The following is an 18,261-nucleotide window of genomic DNA, read 5'->3' as shown; positions in this document are numbered from 1 at the left end:
GACTTTAATTGGTTGAGTGACGGTTGCAACACCTGTTGCTCCGAACAAAAACCTGATCCATCATTCAAAAAATAGTTTGGGTATTTCATAAACTGTGTTAGCAACCGCTTCCATGTCAGAAATGGGCGCTTTTAAGGCGCGACATGGGAGGGACTAAATGACGACTGTAATTTCCGCTGGGATCCTGATGGCGTTCGCGCTGGTGATCTTTTGCGTGATCAAATGGTGGAACGTGCGCAATGTGGGGCCGACCCCGGTGCATCTGTTCACCTTTATCGCGATCCTGTTCACATCCGGTCTGGACGTGGGGCTGATCATGTTTCCGCTGGCCTGGGATTTTCCGCTGTATGCGGACACGGCTGCTGAACCGGCCTATGGGTTTACCAACCCGCTGGCGCTGGAGTTCGGGTTCTGGGGCTTTCTGATCTGGGGCTTCTACTTCCTGACCACCTTCTATTTCTGCGTGATCGAACCGCGGGTGAAGTTTTTCGAAATCGGGCTGGTCAAGCTGATCAACAACATCGTCATCATCGGCACCTGTGCCTTTACCGGCGCGCTGTTCCTGATCTATCTGCCCTATTACGCGACCTTCATGGGCGACGGCGAAACCGTGATCCCGGCGTTTTATGTCATCACCTTCCTGGTGATCCTGGTGGCGGCGTTTTCGTCGACCGACATCAAATACGTGCGGGTTCTGTCGGTGGGATCAACCATCCTGTTCCTGGCGCTGATCTTTGGCATGTGGGCCTGGTCGGGCATGGGCATGGGTGAATTCGCGTCAACCGCGGGCAACATTGGCGGCTATTTCGCCAATATTCACAAATTCATCCTGCCGCTGACCGATTACCACGAATTCTACCTGTTCTGGTGGTTTGCATGGTCGATCATGATCGGACAGTTCACCTCGCGCTTTGTCGGCGGGTTGCGGACCTGGCAGGTGCTGGGCGCGCTGTTGGTGTTCCCGTCGATCCCCTTGGGTATCTGGTTCTCGGTTCTGTACTATTATCACCTGAACAGCATCGAAACCACGCTGCTGATCAACGTTTCGATGGTCGTCGTTGGCATCATCTTTGTGATCAACTCGTTTGACTCGCTGATCCGGCTGTACACCGACAACCTGAACCTGACCGTCAAACGCTTTGGCACGTTGCCGTATGTTCTGGGCAATGCCGTGGTGCTGTTTGCCCTGACACTGGCATTCCAAAGCCAGTGGTTGCAGATCCAGTGGATCGGCACCGTGGTGATCGGCATCTACATCGCCTGCCTGGCGTATATCGTGCTGTTCAAACGCAAAGAAGTGATGGCAATCACCTCTTCCCCCGAAGGGCGCAGTCTGGACTTCGAGAAAATCGAAACCGTGCACTAAGCCCCTAAGCCCCGGTTTCCTCCCTGAGACCGGGGCTTTTTACGCCTTGATACAGAAACCTGAGTCACAAAGAGAATTCCTGATTGACCGTTCAAACTCTCATTCCTACGCTTTTTCCTGACAACAGGAAGGAAGCCGCGATGCCCAAGGTCGGAATGGAACCGCTCCGCAGGGAGGCGATTGTGCGTGCCACGATTGCCGAGATCGGAGAGGCGCGGTCACTGGATGTTACGGTGACGAAGATCGCCAATCGGGCAGGCATGTCCAGCGCGTTGGCACATCACTATTTTGGCGGCAAGGATCAGATCTTTTTGGCGGCCATGCGCCAGCTGATGCGCGATTTTGGCGATGAAGTTCTGGAAGAACTGGCGCTGACCACACCGGACACGCGGGCTGACGCCATTGTGCGCGCCTGTTTCAAGACATCCTGTTTCACTGCCGAAGGCATCAGTGCCTGGATGACCTTTTACGGGCTGGTGCAGTCGCAACCGGATGCGCTGCGACTGTGGCGGATTTATCAGGCGCGATTGCGCACCAACCTGTGCCACGCACTGCGCGGACAGGTGCGGGACCCTGCCGGGTCGGCCGATACATTGGCCGCCCTTATCGACGGACTTTATCTGCGGGCGGCGCTGGAGGAGCGCCCGAACGCAGACCAGGCGGCCGCCAAAGCGCTGGCCATGTTGACACTGCTGCGGAGGAGCGGCCAATGAGCAATCCCAATATCCTTATCCTGATGGTCGACCAGCTGAACGGAACCCTGTTCCCGGATGGTCCCGCGGATTGGCTGCACGCCCCGAACCTGAAAAAGCTGGCGCAGCGATCAACCCGGTTTGCCAATGCCTATACCGCCTCGCCGTTGTGTGCGCCGGGTCGGGCGTCGTTCATGTCGGGCCAATTGCCGTCGCGCACAGGGGTCTATGACAACGCCGCCGAATTCCGCAGCGACATCCCGACCTATGCGCACCACCTGCGCCGCGCGGGCTATTACACGTGCCTGTCGGGCAAGATGCATTTTGTCGGCCCCGACCAGCTGCACGGGTTCGAAGACCGTCTGACCACCGACATCTACCCGGCCGATTTCGGCTGGACCCCGGATTATCGCAAGCCGGGCGAACGCATCGACTGGTGGTATCACAACATGGGGTCCGTCACCGGGGCAGGGGTCGCAGAGACCTCGAACCAGATGGAGTATGACGACGAGGTCGCCTATAACGCCACCGCCAAGCTGTACGAGCTGTCGCGCGGGCTGGACGACCGCCCCTGGTGCGTCACTGTCAGCTTTACCCATCCCCATGACCCCTATGTGGCGCGCGGCAAATACTGGGATCTTTACGAGGATTGCGAACACCTGTTGCCCGAGATCCCGGCAAAGGATTATGACGATCACGACCCCCACGCGCAGCGGATTTTCGACGCCAACGACTGGCGCGCCTTTGACATCACCAAAGACGACATTCGCAAATCGCGCCGCGCCTATTTCGCCAATATCTCGTATCTGGATGACAAGATCGGCGAGATCCTGAACGTGCTGGAAACCACCCGGCAAGAGGCGATCATCCTGTTCGTGTCCGACCACGGTGACATGCTGGGCGAACGCGGCCTGTGGTTCAAAATGAACTTCTACGAAGGCTCCGCCCGGGTGCCGCTGATGATTTCAGCGCCCAACATGCCCGCGGGTCTGATCGAAACGCCGGTCTCGACCCTGGATGTGACCCCGACGCTGGGCGTTCTGGCGGGGGTGTCAATGGACGAACTGGCGCCCTGGACCGATGGCGAAGACCTGGTGCCGCTGGCCAATGGGGTGGACCGCACCGCGCCTGTGGCGATGGAATACGCGGCCGAGGCGTCCTATGCGCCACTGGTGTCGCTGCGCTATGGCCCGTGGAAGTACAACCGCTGTGCGCTGGACCCCGACCAGCTGTTCAATCTCGATGATGACCCGCACGAGCTGACCAATCTGGCCGATGATCCGGCCCATGCCGGGACATTGGCCACCATCAAGGCGAAATCCGAGGCCCGCTGGGATCTGGACAGCTATGACGCCGATGTGCGCGCCAGCCAGGCCCGGCGCTGGGTGGTCTACGAAGCCCTGCGTCAGGGCGGCTATTACCCCTGGGATTACCAGCCGCTGCAAAAGGCATCTGAACGTTACATGCGTAACCACATGAACCTCGACAACCTGGAAGAAAGCAAACGCTTTCCCCGGGGCGAATGACACGAACCTGTTGAAAGATCTGAAATGACCCATCCGGCCCAACCCATCGCCAGCCACTTTATTGGCGGTGAATATGTCGAAGACACCAATGGCACACCGATCCCGGTGATCTATGCCGCCACCGGCGAACAGATCGCAACGGTGTATGCAGCGACGCCAGCAATCGTGGAAATGGCGCTGACCACGGCGCAGGCGGCACAGGCCGAATGGGCGGCGATGACCGGCACCGAACGTGGGCGCGTCCTGCGCCGCGCCGCCGATTTGCTGCGCGAACGCAATCATGACCTGTCGGTGCTGGAAACCTATGACACTGGCAAACCGCTGCAGGAGACCTTGGTGGCGGATGCGACATCCGGTGCGGATGCGTTGGAATATTTCGGTGGGTTGGCCGGGAGCCTCACGGGCGAACACATCCAGATGGGCCAGGATTGGGTCTATACGGTGCGCGAGCCGCTGGGTCTGTGTGTCGGGATCGGGGCGTGGAACTACCCGACCCAGATCGCCTGCTGGAAGGGCGCACCGGCGTTGGCCTGTGGCAACACGATGGTGTTCAAACCGTCGGAAACCACACCGTTGTGCGCGCTGAAAGTGGCCGAGATCCTGCACGAGGCCGGGTTGCCAGCGGGCGCCTATAACGTCGTTCAGGGCATGGGCGAAGTGGGCGGCGCGCTGGTCACCGATCCGCGTGTCGAAAAGGTGTCGCTCACCGGATCTGTGCCAACAGGCAAAAAGGTCTATGCCGCCGCGGCCGCCGGCATGAAACATGTCACCATGGAACTGGGCGGCAAATCGCCATTGATCATCTTTGACGACGCCGACGTTGAAAACGCCGTGGGCGGCGCGATCAACGGCAACTTCTATTCCTCGGGCCAGGTCTGTTCCAACGGCACCCGCGTGTTCGTGCAAAAGGGCATCAAGGAAAAATTCCTGACCCGTCTGGCCGAAAGGGTGCGTCAGGGCGCGGTTCTGGGCGATCCGATGGATGAGGCGACCAATTTCGGTCCGATGGTGACCGAGAACCAGATGCAGATCGTTCAGGGGTATATCGAAAAGGGCAAGGATGAGGGCGCGCGTCTGATCTGTGGCGGCAATCGCGCCGACATGCCGGGCTGGTTCCTGGAGCCCACCGTTTTTGCGGATGTCACAGACGAGATGACCATTGCCCGCGAAGAGATCTTTGGCCCCGTCATGTCGGTGCTGGATTTCGACACCGAAGAAGAGGTGATCGCACGTGCCAATGACACCGAGTTCGGCCTGTCGGCAGGTGTGTTTACCAAGGACTTTACCCGCGCGCATCGCGTGATCGGCAAGCTCGAGGCAGGCAGCTGTTTCATCAACTCCTACAACGACGCGCCGGTCGAGGCACCGTTTGGCGGGGTCAAGGCATCTGGTGTGGGACGCGAGAATTCCAAGGAAGCGATCAAGCACTTTAGTCAGGTCAAATCGGTCTATGTGCGCATGGGCGACGTGGAAGCGGCGTTCTGAGGATCAAAAATCGGACCTTTGGGGCGGCTGATTGCCCCTTTGGTCAACACCCGCCCACCCACCCTGTTGCCCAAAGGGGCAACCAGCGGTTCGGCGCGGAACTGAACAGGCCCGGCAGGGGCCGGATGGAGAGACAAGATGAACGCGGATTATGTGATTGTCGGGGCCGGTTCGGCAGGATGCGCCATGGCCTATCGCCTGTCAGAGGCCGGGAAATCGGTCCTGGTGATCGAACATGGCGGCACCGATGCCGGACCGTTTATCCAGATGCCGGCCGCCTTGTCCTATCCGATGAACATGAGCCTTTATGACTGGGGCTATAAATCCCAACCCGAACCGCATCTGGACGGGCGTGAATTGGTCACCCCGCGCGGCAAGGTGATTGGCGGGTCAAGTTCCATCAACGGCATGGTCTATGTGCGCGGCCATGCGGGGGACTATAACCACTGGGCCGAAAGCGGCGCGCAGGGATGGTCCTATGCCGATGTGTTGCCTTACTTCAAACGCATGGAGACCTGGCATGATGGCGGCCATGGTGGCGATCCGGATTGGCGCGGTAAAGACGGCCCATTGCACATCAGCCGCGGCCCCCGCGACAACCCGCTGCATGATGCGTTCGTGAATGCGGGGAGCCAAGCCGGGTATCCGGTCACCAGTGACTATAATGGTGAACAGCAAGAGGGCTTTGGCCCGATGGAGATGACCGTGCACAAGGGGCGGCGCTGGTCGGCGGCCAATGCCTATCTGCGCCCGGCTCTGAAGCGCGACAATTGCGAAATGATCCGCGCGCTGGCCCGCAAGGTGGTGATCGAAGACGGCCGCGCCGTGGGTGTCGAAGTGGAACGCGGCGGCAAGATCGAGGTGATCCGCGCCAAGATCGAAGTGATCCTGGCGGCCTCGTCGCTGAATTCGCCCAAGCTGTTGATGTTGTCGGGGGTCGGTCCGGCGGCAGAGCTGGCCGAACATGGCATCGAAGTGATCGCCGACCGTCCGGGCGTGGGCAAGAACCTGCAGGACCATCTGGAATTCTATTTCCAGTTCGCCTCGAAAAAACCGATCACCCTGTTCAAATATTGGAACCTGTTCGGCAAGGCGATGATCGGGGCGCAGTGGCTGTTCACCAAAACGGGCCTGGGTGCATCGAACCAGTTCGAAAGCGCGGCTTTCATTCGGTCAGACAAGGGCGTGGATTACCCGGATATCCAGTACCATTTCCTGCCCATTGCCGTGCGCTATGACGGGCAGGCGGCCGCCGAAGGGCACGGGTTCCAGGCCCATGTTGGGCCGATGCGGTCCGGATCACGCGGCGAAGTCACATTGGCCAGCGCCGACCCTAATGACGCCCCCAAGATCCTGTTCAACTATATGTCCACCGAACAGGACTGGATCGATTTTCGCAAATGCGTGCGTCTGACGCGCGAAATCTTTGCCCAACCGGCGATGCAGGAACATGTAAAGTTCGAAATCCAGCCGGGCGATGCCTTGCAGACAGACGATGAAATCGACGGCTTCCTGCGCGAACATGTGGAAAGCGCCTATCACCCCTGTGGCACCTGCAAGATGGGCGCCGTTGACGATCCGATGAGCGTCGTGGATTCCGAATGTCGGGTGATCGGGGTTGATGGGCTGCGTGTGGCTGACAGTTCGATCTTCCCGCGCATCACCAATGGCAACCTGAACGGCCCGTCGATCATGACCGGCGAAAAGGCCTCGGATCACATTTTGGGTCGCCGGTTGCCCGCGTCAAATGCCGAACCGTGGTTCAACCCGGATTGGCAAGCCTCGCAACGTTGAACCACCGACCCGGCAGAGCAATCCGCCGGGTTTTTTTCTGCGAAAATTCGAATGTTTCAAATGCGGGTTTGATCGGGGTCAAAGTGGGCGGGATCACCGCTGCCTAAGCTTTGTTCGACACTTGAAAGAAGGAGCGAACAGCAATGTCCCACACCCCCCACGAGCTGGCCGAAGAATTCCCGGATAAAGTCGACGCCATCAGCGCGCTGAAACAATCCGATGCCCATTTCGCCAAGCTTTCGGAAGAATATCACGAGATCAACCGCGCCGTGCACCGGGCTGAAACCAATGTGGAGCCGATCGAAGAACTGGCCGAGGTCGACCTGCGCAAGAAACGGGCCGCTCTCAAGGACGAAATCTGGGGAATTCTGTCCAAGTCCTGAGCCGGACCCGATCCGGGAAGCGATGACAAAGGGCACCGCTGGTGCCCTTTTTTGTGGGGATGTCGCAGGGTCATGACCGGTCTGCCGCTCTGCGCGCGATGCGCACGGCCAACTGCTGGGGCATCCTGTCGTGTCGTATCTCCTATGCCGTTATTTCGATCCCCTTGGCGTGCGCCCAATGCTCCAGCGCAACCACGATTTGACCGTCCTCTGATCCGAATCTCGATGCGGCCTGGCGTTTGCCGGTATACCGCATGATGTCCTGCAAAGCTGTATTCGCGTACCGGCCCTGATTGCCCTTTTCCTCGACCAGTGCGATCAGCCTGTCCGAGATACCGCGGTGTTTGGGTTGCAGGTCTGCGGTTTTGTAGCGGTCCCAGTTCTTCAGGATGACGCTGCACACATGGGAGTCATCCTGGGGTTTGTTGGGATCGGCCAGCGCATCCCACAGCCAGTGACCGTCCCCCTCTACCAGAAAAACCTGGGCGGCGGTGCCTTGGTCACATCTGTCCTGTTGCAACATCCAGGACAGAACCTTGGACCCATGATCATAGTTCCAGGACATCACGACCTGATGCCAGGTGTCTGCATTCTGCTGGTCCAGCCAATCAATGACACGGTTGTCTTGGCCAGCCGGGATAACAATGGTTTCAGGGTCAGCCCACCACTTCATCAAGGCATCCATATACTTCATCAATATCCCTTTCACGGCCAGAAACCGTAAACAACTGTTAAGTTTGAGGTCGGTCTGACCGGTTCAGGGACCCGACACAAGCTGCAAATGCCTTAACTGACCTGATAGGGCAGCACACCGCGTTCGTCGGTGTTGATCGTCAGGCGGCGTTCCAGCGGGGGAACAGACCGCTGGTGGCAGGTCTTGCGTTCGCATATCCGGCACGAGATCCCGATGGGCTCATAGGCGTTGGCATTGCCCACATCCAGGTTGTCAGCATAGACCAGCAGATCTGCATGGCGCACTTCGCAGCCCAGGGCGATGGCATAACGGCGCACCGGGGATCCATATGCACCGCCGGTTTTCGACACATCCCGCGCCAACGAGATATAGCGCACACCGTCGGGTGTTTCGGCCAACTGGCGCAGGAAGCGCCCCGGCGTTTCAAAGGCCTGATGTACGTTCCACAACGGGCAGGCACCGCCAAAACGGGCAAATTGCAACCGGGTGGCCGAATGGCGTTTGGTGATGGTGCCAGCCTGATCCACGCGGACAAAAAAGAACGGAATCCCTTTGGCTCCGGGGCGTTGCAGGGTCGACAGGCGGTGCGCGATCTGTTCGATCGACGCGCCAAAGCGGGTCGAGAGCAGCTCAAGGTCATGGCGGCATTCCTGCGCGGCGCTCAGGAATTTTCCATAGGGCATGATTGCAGCCCCCGCGAAATAATTGGCCAAGCCAATCTTGGCGATAGCGCGGGCCTCTTCGCTATAGAACCGGGCGAAATCCAATGTCGCCTCCAACAGCTTGTCCTGGCGCAACAGGGCCAGTTGCAGCAACAGCTGGAACAATTGGGTCTGGGGGACCGTGCGCGTCGACAGATGCAGGGTCCGGGTCTCACCATCATAAATCCGCATCTGCGCCATATCGGTGTATTCCACGGTGATCCCGGCGGCGCGTAGCGATTCCAGCGCCCTGAGCCGAACATCGCCCTGCGCGGCAAAGCTCTCGGCGGCGTGGTCCACGGCGTCGATATAGTTGTCGCAATAGTGGAAAAAGTCGCGCACCTCCTCCCATGGGCTGGCCTGAATGCGGGCATCTTCGCGCCCCAGCGCCTCGTCCAGCGAGGCCAGGCGTTCGTGGGTCTGGCGATAGGCGCGGTGCAATTCGATAAACGCCCGCGCCAACGCGGGGGCATTTGATGCGGTCAGCCGCAGATCCGCCAATGGCGGCATGGTTTCGGCAAAAATCGGATCGGCCAGCGCTTCGCGCATGTCCGACACCAGACGTTCACTGTCCCCTGTGGACAGTTCGGTCACATCCAGCCCGAATTCCTGCGCCAGCGCCAGAACCACAGTGGTCGACACCGGCCGGTTGTTGTTTTCCATCTGGTTCAGATAGGGCAAGGACACGCCCAGTTTGGCGGCAAAGTCCTTTTGCGTCAGGGTCAACCGGTTGCGCATCTCGCGCAGCTTGGCACCGGCATAGAGTTTCTGTGTGGCCATCAGAGGGGTCTTTGCAAATTCATGATTGGGTCATTGTAGAATTGCAAACTGCTCTGAGCAAGGGCAGCGGTTACAGCCCCAGCGTGCGTTCGCGCCGAATGACCAGCAGGATCGACAACAGCGCCGCCACCGCGGTGACCAGCATGACGATCAGCAGGGGCATTGGGCCGGACCCATCCGGCAATACCGCGCCTGCCAGCGCGCTCAATGCTGCACCAAGACCCAACATGATCGACCCGCTCAGCCCCGACGCGGTACCTGCCAGGTGCGGGCGCACCGACAACGCACCGGCGGTCGCATTGGGGATGGTCATGCCATTGCCCAGCCCCACCAACGTCATCAGACCAAAGAAGGTGTAGACACTGCTCAGCCCCAGCGCTGTCAGGATAACGGACACGGCGACGCCCAGCATGTTGATCCAGCAACCGCCGTGCACCATGCGGTTGATCCCGAACCGGACGGAAAACCGACCCGAGATGAAATTGCCCAGAACATAGCCCGCAGCTGGCGCGCCAAAGAACACGCCCAGCTTTGCCGGTTCCAGCCCATAGACTTCGCTGCCCACATATGGCGCGCCGCCGAGATAGGCAAAAAACGCACCAGATGACAGGCCAACGGTCATGGAATAGCCCCAGAACCGGGGCGAGCGCAGCAGCTCGGGATATTCGCGAAACTGCTGGACCAATGTTAGCCCGCTTTTGTGTTTGGTTTCGCCAAAGTCGAGCCAGGTCAACGCCAGCGCCATCCCGCCCAGCACGAACAGCAGCCAAAAGTTGGCCTTCCAGCCAAAGATCTGTTCCAGAAATCCGCCCAGGGCGGGCCCGAGCATAGGCACCACGGCCATGCCCATGGTGACATAGCCAATCATGCTGGCGGCCTGATCCGGGGGGAACATGTCACGCACCGCGGCGCGGCTCAGCACCATGGCGACCGCAACGATGGCCTGCGCCATGCGAAACACCAGAAAGATTTCGGCCGTCGGGGCCAGAACACAGCCCAGTGTCGCCAGCAGAAACAGAACCAACCCACCCAGAATGACAGGCCGGCGACCCATCATGTCAGCCACCGGACCGATCAGGGTTTGCAAGATGGCATTCATCGCCAGATAGATCGCGACAGACATCTGCAGCAATCGGTAATCGGCCTGAAAATATGCGGCCATGCCGGGCAGAGAGGGGAGAAAGATGTTCATTGCCAGCGCCGACATCCCGGACAACAGGATCAGCGTCGCAATATGCGGCGGTCCCTTTCGGCTGAGAAAGCGGTTGGCTGGTGCATCCATATTGTCGCACTTATGCCTTGTCATCGCGCGTGTCCATTCCAGCCAGGCAATAAGACAACTTATTAGCTAATTTACAATTAGCATTCTAATATTTTGCATCACTTTGCAAATTTGCCGAAATCTCCTTTGGTGAAACCCCGGGACGCTATATGGTCCGGCAAAATTCAACAGAGGGTTTACGCCATGAAAGACATCCTTTCCGAGCTGGAAGATCGCCGCAACGACGCGCGGCTGGGCGGCGGACAACGACGCATCGACGCACAGCATGGGCGCGGCAAGCTGACGGCCCGCGAACGGATCGAGCTGCTGCTGGACGAAGACAGCTTTGAAGAGTTCGACATGTTCGTGTCGCACCGCTGTACCGATTTTGGTATGGAAAAACAAAAGCCTGCGGGTGATGGCGTTGTCACTGGCTGGGGCACGATCAATGGTCGTATGGTCTATGTCTTTTCCCAGGACTTTACCGTGTTCGGTGGCTCGTTGTCGGAAACCCACGCCCAGAAGATCTGCAAGATTATGGATATGGCGGTGCAGAATGGCGCGCCTGTGATCGGCATCAACGACTCGGGCGGTGCGCGAATCCAGGAAGGCGTTGCATCGCTTGCCGGATACGCCGAAGTGTTCCAGCGCAACATCATGGCCAGTGGCGTAGTGCCGCAGATCAGCGTTATCATGGGGCCCTGCGCCGGTGGCGCGGTTTATTCCCCCGCGATGACCGATTTTATTTTCATGGTCAAAGACACCTCTTACATGTTCGTGACCGGCCCTGACGTTGTGAAAACCGTCACCAACGAAGTCGTCACCGCCGAAGAACTGGGGGGCGCTTCGACCCACACCAAGAAATCGAGCGTCGCCGACGGCGCGTTTGAAAACGATGTCGAAGCCTTGGCCGAAGTGCGCCGCCTGGTGGATTTCCTGCCGCTGAACAATCGCGAAAAACCGCCGGTGCGTCCGTTCTTTGATGAACCGGGCCGGATCGAGGACAGCCTGGACACGCTGATCCCATCAAATCCAAACACGCCTTATGACATGAAGGAACTCATCACCAAAGTGGCGGATGAGGGTGACTTCTACGAAATCCAGGAAGATTTCGCCAAGAACATCATCACCGGTTTCATCCGGCTCGAAGGGCAGACCGTGGGCATTGTCGCCAACCAGCCGATGGTGCTGGCCGGCTGTCTGGACATCGACAGTTCGCGCAAGGCGGCACGGTTCGTGCGGTTCTGTGACTGTTTCGAAATCCCGATCCTGACGTTTGTGGATGTGCCCGGCTTTTTGCCCGGGACCGGTCAGGAATATGGCGGCGTCATCAAACACGGTGCAAAGCTGTTGTTTGCCTATGGCGAAGCCACCGTGCCAAAAGTCACCGTGATCACCCGCAAGGCATACGGTGGGGCCTATGACGTGATGGCGTCCAAACACCTGCGTGGCGACTTCAACTATGCCTGGCCCACAGCGGAAATCGCGGTGATGGGCGCCAAGGGCGCGACCGAGATCATCCACCGTGCCGATCTGGCCGATGCGGACAAGATCGCGGCGCACACAGCCGATTACGAGGACCGGTTCGCCAACCCGTTTGTGGCTGCTGAAAAGGGCTTTATCGACGAGGTGATCCAGCCCAAATCCACCCGCCGCCGTGTATCACGCGCGTTCGCCAGCCTCCGCAACAAGTCGCTGAAGAACCCGTGGAAGAAACACGACAACATTCCGTTGTGAGGTAAGAACGTGCAGTGGAAGGAAGAGATTTTGCGTGCGATGCGATCGCTAGGCGGCGCTGCACGCTATGATGAACTCTACTTGTTCATCGAACGAACCACTGCACGTGACCTGACGAGGGAGTGGAAAGCAACAGTTCGACGCACAATCGAAGATCACTCTAGCGATTCAGAAAACTTTCGTTCTGCGGACTTGTTCGAACACCTGGATCGAGGCTTTTGGGGAATTCGTGGGGAGTACCTACCCAAGGAGTTTCTTGAAGTTCGATCGAATACTCCTGCTGAGGAGGTCGTCGAAATGGTTCTCGTCAGAGAGCATTGGCGAAAGAAACCTCAAAAGCCGATTTGGAAAAATCAGGCCTTCACCATCTCCCATGCGGATAACTCTCCGTTTGTGGGCGATGGGTTGCGGGCGTTTTTCCAGTATCGGGATCTGGGCATCGACGCTGCGACCCAGGGCAAATTCGGTGCCCATGTGATCCGAGCCGTTCCGGGTATGGAAAGCCCCGGTGCCTGGCATTCCCACGCGCTGGATTTCCAGATGGTTTATGTGACCAAAGGCTGGGTGGTCTTTGAATACGAAGGGCAGGGGGAACAGATGCTGCGCGCGGGATCCTGTGTGCTGCAACCCCCTGGCATCAAACATCGCGAGCTGCGCCATTCCGACGATATGGAGCTGATCGAGATCATTTCGCCCGCAACATTTGACACACAGGATGAAACCGCGCCATGATCCGCCCAGACCGGCATAGAACAGCGCGCGCAAATTGCGCTGCGCCTGCAGCCCCGGCAGGAGGAGCTTGCCATTCGTGGTGGGGTCGGGGCTGCGGTTTTGCTGTGTCGGTTCTGGTTTTTGCCGGCATGGCCGCCGCGGCTGATATTGCCGTGCCTTCGGGGCAGACCGTTACCCTGAACGAAGTGCTGTTGGACAAGGCCCCCGGCGAGCTGTGGGTCCGGTTCCGTTTTGTCGCGCCTCAGATCGCGCGCGATGGCGGGTCAGTTGCCAGTGATCAGGTTGGCCCCGATATGGATCACCTGTGCGAGTCGCTGGCGCTGCCGTATCTGACACATCACAACATCGACGCGGCGCGTGTGGTCATTTCCTTTTCCGACCAGGTTGTCCCCTTTGGCACCAAAAACCCCGCCGCGACCCAGTATTTCGAAGCCTATCAGCCGGATCCGGCTGGCTGTATCTGGGAGGAGTTCTGATGCAGCCACAACATCTTGCGGTTCGATCTTCACCTCATACGGGGGTTGAGGCTTCTGCACCACATCCGCGCGCCATGGCCACCGATTTGACCCACAGCGGATATGAATTCGACATGTTTTCGACTATTATTGGATCCGGTTGTCAACGAGCAACCGTAACCTCGAGGTTGAGGCAAGCGGGGGGCAAAACCCCTGCAGGTTTCGAAACATTAGTCAGGAGACAGCAATGTCTAAGAGCATCAAACTACTTGCAATGGTTGCATTGGTGGCCGGCGTCGCAGCGTGCGACAACAGCCCTCAGGAAGAATTTGTCATTGTCGAGCCGATTTCGGTCGAGCCGACATACACCGGCAAACTCAAGTAAGAACATTTGGGGCCCGGCCCTGCGGCCGGCCCCTTCTGCCGCGCAGCGTGCCGGGTCGGAGGCGCGCTCATGATCAAACATCGTGGATTCCCGGGCCGTTTGCCCGGTACCGACTTTCAATTCGTTATTCGCAGACCCAACCCCAAAGGGGTGACACCGTTGACCCGGCGGGAACGGCGGTCTGATCGACGCCCGGCCGATCGTCGTGCAGACGCCGGGTTCATGCAGGCCCTTTGGGAACAATTTGGCGACCAGCCCTTTGAACGGGGTAATCTGGATGCCGGCCGGCTGAGCTGGCTGTTCGGGCGCGAAGTCGTCGCGGCCGAGGATCCGTTTGATCCTGCAAGCTATGACGCCCTGCTGGTCATCGACGTCGATATTGCCCGTGCGTCCTTTCCCGACGTCTTCGAAGGGACCCGTTGGTGATGCACGGGTCGGTCGCATATCAGGCCCCGTTTGGGGACCGGATCGCGCGGGGTAACCCGTGCGGCGCAGGTGCGACCTCTTCTGGCGCTTTGCGCGGGCGGCGGGATTCTGCCACCCGCGCAAAGGTCGGCACCTTTTCGCCTCGTCGTTTTGCAAAATGGCAAGAACCGGCTCAATTCCCGGTGTCTGTATCGCGCCGCTTGGAACCCCCAAAAACCTGGGGCAACGTCGCGTTGAAAGGGGGCAGCACTCCTGCGGCCACCTTTTGTGACCATCTATTCCGTACCCTATGCCTGGATGGGCAGGTGCACAGGACGTCCTGTGACCTGCCCATTTTTTTGTATTTTTTCAATGTGTTGCCAGGTGAGCAAGGATCTGCGCATTCATCGTCAGATGTGTGCGACGGCTTGACCGCGACGACAATTCACCGTCTCTCCACCCCATCGACAGTCAATAAGACAAAAGGATGGGCAGGATGCACACATTTAGAATTTGCGCCCTTGTTGGGTTGCTCGGCGCGCTGGGCGCATGTGGCGACACCACGGGTGAACAGGCGCTGTATGGCGCAGGGGCTGGGGTCGTTGGATCGGCTCTGCTGGATGGCAACCTGGTTGCGGGTGCCGCGGTCGGCGCGGCTGCCAATGTCATCTATTGCGCGGAAAACCCAAGCAAGTGCTGATCGCGCTGCTTTGATCACACGGCCCCGTCGCGGGTCGCTTTACATCATGCGCAACGCCGGTCGTGGCCTTCGGGCTGCGGGCGGCGTTTTGCGTTGCGAAACACCAAACCAAAGGACTGCTGATGTTTGACAAGATCCTGATTGCCAACCGGGGCGAGATCGCCTGCCGGGTTATCAAAACCGCGCGCAAGATGGGCATCAAAACCGTTGCCATCTATTCGGATGCCGATAAACAGGCGTTGCATGTGCAAATGGCGGATGAAGCCGTACATATCGGCCCGCCGCCCGCCAACCAGTCCTATATCGTGATCGACAATGTGATGGAGGCGATCCGCGCCACCGGCGCTCAGGCGGTTCATCCCGGTTATGGCTTCCTGTCGGAGAATTCGAAATTTGCCGAGGCGCTGGCCGCCGCGGGTGTCGCCTTTGTCGGCCCCCCTGTTGGTGCCATCGAAAAGATGGGGGACAAGATCACCTCCAAGAAAATCGCCCAGGAGGCGGGCGTTTCGACGGTTCCCGGATACATGGGGCTGATCGAGGACGCAGACGACGCGGTCAAGATCTCGAACGAGGTCGGATATCCGGTGATGATCAAGGCATCGGCCGGCGGTGGCGGCAAAGGGATGCGGATCGCCTGGAATGACGAAGAGGCCCGCGAAGGGTTTCAGTCGTCCAAGAACGAAGCCGCCAATTCGTTCGGCGATGATCGGATTTTCATCGAGAAATTCGTCACCCAACCGCGCCACATCGAAATTCAGGTGCTGTGCGACAGCCATGGCAATGGCGTCTATCTGGGCGAACGCGAATGTTCGATCCAGCGCCGCAACCAGAAGGTTGTCGAAGAAGCGCCGTCGCCCTTCCTGGACGAAGCCACCCGCAAGGCGATGGGCGAACAGGCTGTCGCTCTGGCCCACGCCGTGGATTACGCCAGCGCCGGCACCGTTGAATTCATCGTTGATGGCGACAAGAATTTCTATTTCCTGGAAATGAACACCCGTCTGCAGGTGGAACATCCGGTGACCGAACTGATCACCGGTGTCGATCTGGTGGAACAGATGATCCGCGTCGCCAATGGCGAAAAGCTGACCATCACCCAGGACGATGTGCAATTGAATGGCTGGGCCATCGAAAACCGTCTCTATGCCGAAGATCCCTATCGTGGTTTCCTGCCGTCGATTGGCCGCCTGTCGCGCTATCGTCCGCCTGCGGAGATCTCGGCTGGTCCATTGCAGATCAATGGCAAATGGCAGGGCGATGCCCCGACCGGCGCTGTTGCGGTGCGCAACGACACCGGCGTCTATGAAGGTGGCGAGATCTCAATGTATTACGACCCGATGATCGCCAAGCTGTGCACCTGGGCGCCAACCCGCGATCAGGCAATCGAAGCTATGCGTATTGCGCTGGACAGCTTTGAAGTCGAAGGCATCGGTCACAACCTGCCATTCCTTAGCGCAGTGATGGATCACCCGATCTTTATCAAGGGCGACATGACAACGGCCTTTATCGAAGAACAATACCCCGAAGGGTTTGTTGGCGTCGAGCTGCCGGACGACACATTGCGCAATGTCGCGGCGGCCTGTGCCGCGATGCACCGGGTGGCCGAAATTCGCCGCACCCGCGTGTCGGGCCGCATGGACAACCACGAACGCAAGGTCGGCACCGATTGGGCCGTGACCCTGCAGGGGCAGCGGTTTGACACTGTGATCGCTGCCGATCCAGACGGCTCGACCGTCAGGTTTTCCGATGGCAGCGAAATCCGCGTCACCAGCGACTGGACACCGGGCGATCAGCTGGCGACCCTGTCAGTGAATGGGGATCCGCTGGTGCTCAAGGTCGGCAAGATTCCGGGTGGGTTCCGTATCCGCAGCCGTGGTGCCGACATGAAGGTGCACGTGCGCACCCCGCGTCAGGCCGAACTGGCCGAATTGATGCCGGAAAAACTGCCGCCGGATACCTCGAAAATGCTGCTCTGCCCGATGCCGGGTCTGGTGGTGAACATCAACGTCGAAGTGGGGCAGGAAGTACAGGACGGCCAGGCGCTGTGCACCATCGAAGCGATGAAGATGGAAAACATCCTGCGCGCCGAGAAAAAAGGTGTGGTCTCCAAGATCAACGCCAGCGCCGGAGACAGCCTCGCGGTTGACGAAGTGATCATGGAGTTCGAATAACCCCATGTTTGCGGCACAGCCATATCGCCTGACGGCCCTTCGGGGGTTGGCGGCGCTGGCCCTTGGGGGGCTGGCGGGCTGTGCCATGGATCGCGAAGCTGATGTGCGCGCCCAGTTGGACACCTGGGTCGAACTGGGTGCCACATCCTATTTTCAGTCGACGATGGAATGTACGGCCGGGGTGTTTGCCACCGGATCGCAATACCTGTCGGCCCCGGTTCAGACCGTACGATCGGTGCGCCAGGGGCTGTTGCTGATGGGCCATGACATCGCGGTGGCATTTGATGTTTCGGGGCAGACCCCGACATTGGTCTCCGAAGCGGTGATGACGGCGGATCTGCCCAAGGGGCTGGGGGTTTTATCCTCGGGGGTCGCGGCCAAAGGGTGCATGGACGACACCCTGACCCGCTCCTATCTGGCGGCGCTGCATTCGGACCAGGCGATGCTGATCTTTGACCCGGCCAGCAATGTGATGGCGGTTCTTGACCGGGCCGGAGAGCGGATCTTTTATGCGCGGGGGAACATCTGATGGCTCAGCTGCCACGACGTTCCCGCACCTCCTGGATCCGGGAGGGGAATTTGTCGATCGACCGGGTGATTTCGCGCACGCTCCACGGGGCAGGTTTGCGCAGCTTGACGCCGCCGTCCTTGTCGATGACGACCAGCGAAAACCCGCGGGGACGCAGTTTCTGGCGCGCGGCAGAGCGGGCCGCAGGGTCGGTATCGGTCAGAACGATCACATCCCGTTCGGCCAGCATGTCCACACCATCGGCCAGACGGTCGAACTGTTCGTGGAATCGCGGGTCGGCGGAGGTGTCGGCAAACACCACAATGACCCGGTTTTTCCATAAAAATTCAGTCAAATCGCTCTCGCCGACCGGTTGGGTCAATGCGGGGGGCGTGGTTTCCACCGTTTCTTGCGCCGCAAGAGTAGGCGGTAGAAAAGCTGTAAAAACAAAGGCTAGAAGCAGTTTCATAATCTCTCCTGTCGCTTTGA

General features: G+C 59.1%; 18 protein-coding genes. 14 read left to right on the top strand and 4 right to left on the bottom strand.

Going from position 1 to position 18,261, the window contains the following annotated elements; genetic code table 11:
* The first annotated feature begins 157 nt into the window (after positions 1 to 157).
* From QEZ52_RS16085 to QEZ52_RS16060, 6 genes are all read left to right on the top strand, one after another.
* On the top strand, positions 158 to 1,366 hold the full coding sequence (locus QEZ52_RS16085) for a BCCT family transporter (protein WP_406645474.1): 1,209 nt from the start codon (positions 158 to 160) through the stop codon (positions 1,364 to 1,366).
* A gap of 140 nt (positions 1,367 to 1,506) precedes the next feature.
* Positions 1,507 to 2,079: a choline-responsive transcriptional repressor BetI gene (gene betI / locus QEZ52_RS16080; RefSeq protein ID WP_406645473.1), complete on the top strand. Its 573-nt coding sequence runs from the start codon at positions 1,507 to 1,509 to the stop codon at positions 2,077 to 2,079.
* Entirely contained in the window at positions 2,076 to 3,584 is a 1,509-nt protein-coding gene (betC, locus tag QEZ52_RS16075) for a choline-sulfatase (protein WP_406645471.1), read from the top strand. Before betI ends, betC begins: the two co-directional genes overlap by 4 nt.
* 24 nt (positions 3,585 to 3,608) lie before the next feature.
* On the top strand, positions 3,609 to 5,069 hold the full coding sequence (gene betB / locus QEZ52_RS16070; RefSeq protein ID WP_406645470.1) for a betaine-aldehyde dehydrogenase: 1,461 nt from the start codon (positions 3,609 to 3,611) through the stop codon (positions 5,067 to 5,069).
* A gap of 138 nt (positions 5,070 to 5,207) precedes the next feature.
* The gene (gene betA, locus QEZ52_RS16065; protein WP_406645469.1) at positions 5,208 to 6,863 is read left to right on the top strand and encodes a choline dehydrogenase; all 1,656 of its coding nucleotides are present in this window, start codon (positions 5,208 to 5,210) and stop codon (positions 6,861 to 6,863) included.
* Between the two features lie 143 nt (positions 6,864 to 7,006).
* Positions 7,007 to 7,246 (top strand): YdcH family protein, encoded by a 240-nt coding sequence (locus QEZ52_RS16060; RefSeq protein WP_406645468.1) that lies wholly within the window; start codon positions 7,007 to 7,009, stop codon positions 7,244 to 7,246.
* Positions 7,247 to 7,388: 142 nt separating this feature from the next.
* Here the strand turns inward: QEZ52_RS16060 and QEZ52_RS16055 are convergent, their stop codons facing one another.
* The 3 genes from QEZ52_RS16055 to QEZ52_RS16045 all read right to left on the bottom strand — a co-directional run bounded on the left by QEZ52_RS16055 (position 7,389) and on the right by QEZ52_RS16045 (position 10,703).
* Complete coding sequence (locus QEZ52_RS16055; RefSeq protein ID WP_406645467.1) at positions 7,389 to 7,940, bottom strand: DUF4274 domain-containing protein; 552 nt, start codon at positions 7,938 to 7,940, stop codon at positions 7,389 to 7,391.
* A gap of 92 nt (positions 7,941 to 8,032) precedes the next feature.
* The gene (locus tag QEZ52_RS16050) at positions 8,033 to 9,421 is read right to left on the bottom strand and encodes a short-chain fatty acyl-CoA regulator family protein (protein ID WP_406645466.1); all 1,389 of its coding nucleotides are present in this window, start codon (positions 9,419 to 9,421) and stop codon (positions 8,033 to 8,035) included.
* Between the two features lie 70 nt (positions 9,422 to 9,491).
* The gene (locus QEZ52_RS16045) at positions 9,492 to 10,703 is read right to left on the bottom strand and encodes a multidrug effflux MFS transporter (protein WP_406650526.1); all 1,212 of its coding nucleotides are present in this window, start codon (positions 10,701 to 10,703) and stop codon (positions 9,492 to 9,494) included.
* A gap of 183 nt (positions 10,704 to 10,886) precedes the next feature.
* On the opposite strand from QEZ52_RS16045, the gene QEZ52_RS16040 reads away from it, so the two are divergent.
* The 8 genes from QEZ52_RS16040 to QEZ52_RS16005 all read left to right on the top strand — a co-directional run bounded on the left by QEZ52_RS16040 (position 10,887) and on the right by QEZ52_RS16005 (position 17,793).
* Positions 10,887 to 12,419 carry an acyl-CoA carboxylase subunit beta gene (locus tag QEZ52_RS16040; protein WP_406645465.1) on the top strand — a complete coding sequence of 511 codons (1,533 nt, stop codon included), beginning with the start codon at positions 10,887 to 10,889 and terminating at the stop codon, positions 12,417 to 12,419.
* A gap of 297 nt (positions 12,420 to 12,716) precedes the next feature.
* On the top strand, positions 12,717 to 13,151 hold the full coding sequence (locus QEZ52_RS16035) for a cupin domain-containing protein (protein ID WP_406645464.1): 435 nt from the start codon (positions 12,717 to 12,719) through the stop codon (positions 13,149 to 13,151).
* 104 nt (positions 13,152 to 13,255) lie between these two features.
* Positions 13,256 to 13,627 carry a DUF6497 family protein gene (locus QEZ52_RS16030; protein ID WP_406645463.1) on the top strand — a complete coding sequence of 124 codons (372 nt, stop codon included), beginning with the start codon at positions 13,256 to 13,258 and terminating at the stop codon, positions 13,625 to 13,627.
* 226 nt (positions 13,628 to 13,853) lie between these two features.
* Positions 13,854 to 13,991, top strand: coding sequence for a hypothetical protein (locus tag QEZ52_RS16025; RefSeq protein WP_406645462.1), 138 nt, complete (start codon positions 13,854 to 13,856; stop codon positions 13,989 to 13,991).
* Positions 13,992 to 14,060: 69 nt separating this feature from the next.
* Positions 14,061 to 14,417 (top strand): hypothetical protein, encoded by a 357-nt coding sequence (locus QEZ52_RS16020; RefSeq protein ID WP_406645461.1) that lies wholly within the window; start codon positions 14,061 to 14,063, stop codon positions 14,415 to 14,417.
* 475 nt (positions 14,418 to 14,892) lie between these two features.
* Complete coding sequence (locus QEZ52_RS16015) at positions 14,893 to 15,096, top strand: hypothetical protein (RefSeq protein ID WP_406645460.1); 204 nt, start codon at positions 14,893 to 14,895, stop codon at positions 15,094 to 15,096.
* 122 nt (positions 15,097 to 15,218) lie between these two features.
* Positions 15,219 to 17,264: an acetyl/propionyl/methylcrotonyl-CoA carboxylase subunit alpha gene (locus tag QEZ52_RS16010; RefSeq protein ID WP_406645459.1), complete on the top strand. Its 2,046-nt coding sequence runs from the start codon at positions 15,219 to 15,221 to the stop codon at positions 17,262 to 17,264.
* A 4-nt stretch (positions 17,265 to 17,268) separates the two neighbouring features.
* Entirely contained in the window at positions 17,269 to 17,793 is a 525-nt protein-coding gene (locus tag QEZ52_RS16005) for a hypothetical protein (RefSeq protein ID WP_406645458.1), read from the top strand.
* A gap of 4 nt (positions 17,794 to 17,797) precedes the next feature.
* On the opposite strand, the gene QEZ52_RS16000 is transcribed toward QEZ52_RS16005, so the two are convergent.
* Entirely contained in the window at positions 17,798 to 18,241 is a 444-nt protein-coding gene (locus QEZ52_RS16000; protein ID WP_406645457.1) for a DUF4174 domain-containing protein, read from the bottom strand.
* Positions 18,242 to 18,261: the final 20 nt, after the last annotated feature.

It is taken from the genome of Aliisedimentitalea scapharcae, from assembly GCF_045277565.1.
Lineage (GTDB): Bacteria > Pseudomonadota > Alphaproteobacteria > Rhodobacterales > Rhodobacteraceae > Aliisedimentitalea > Aliisedimentitalea scapharcae.
The sequence above is the reverse complement of the archived record's forward strand: the minus strand, read 5'-3'. Positions and strand labels throughout refer to the sequence as shown.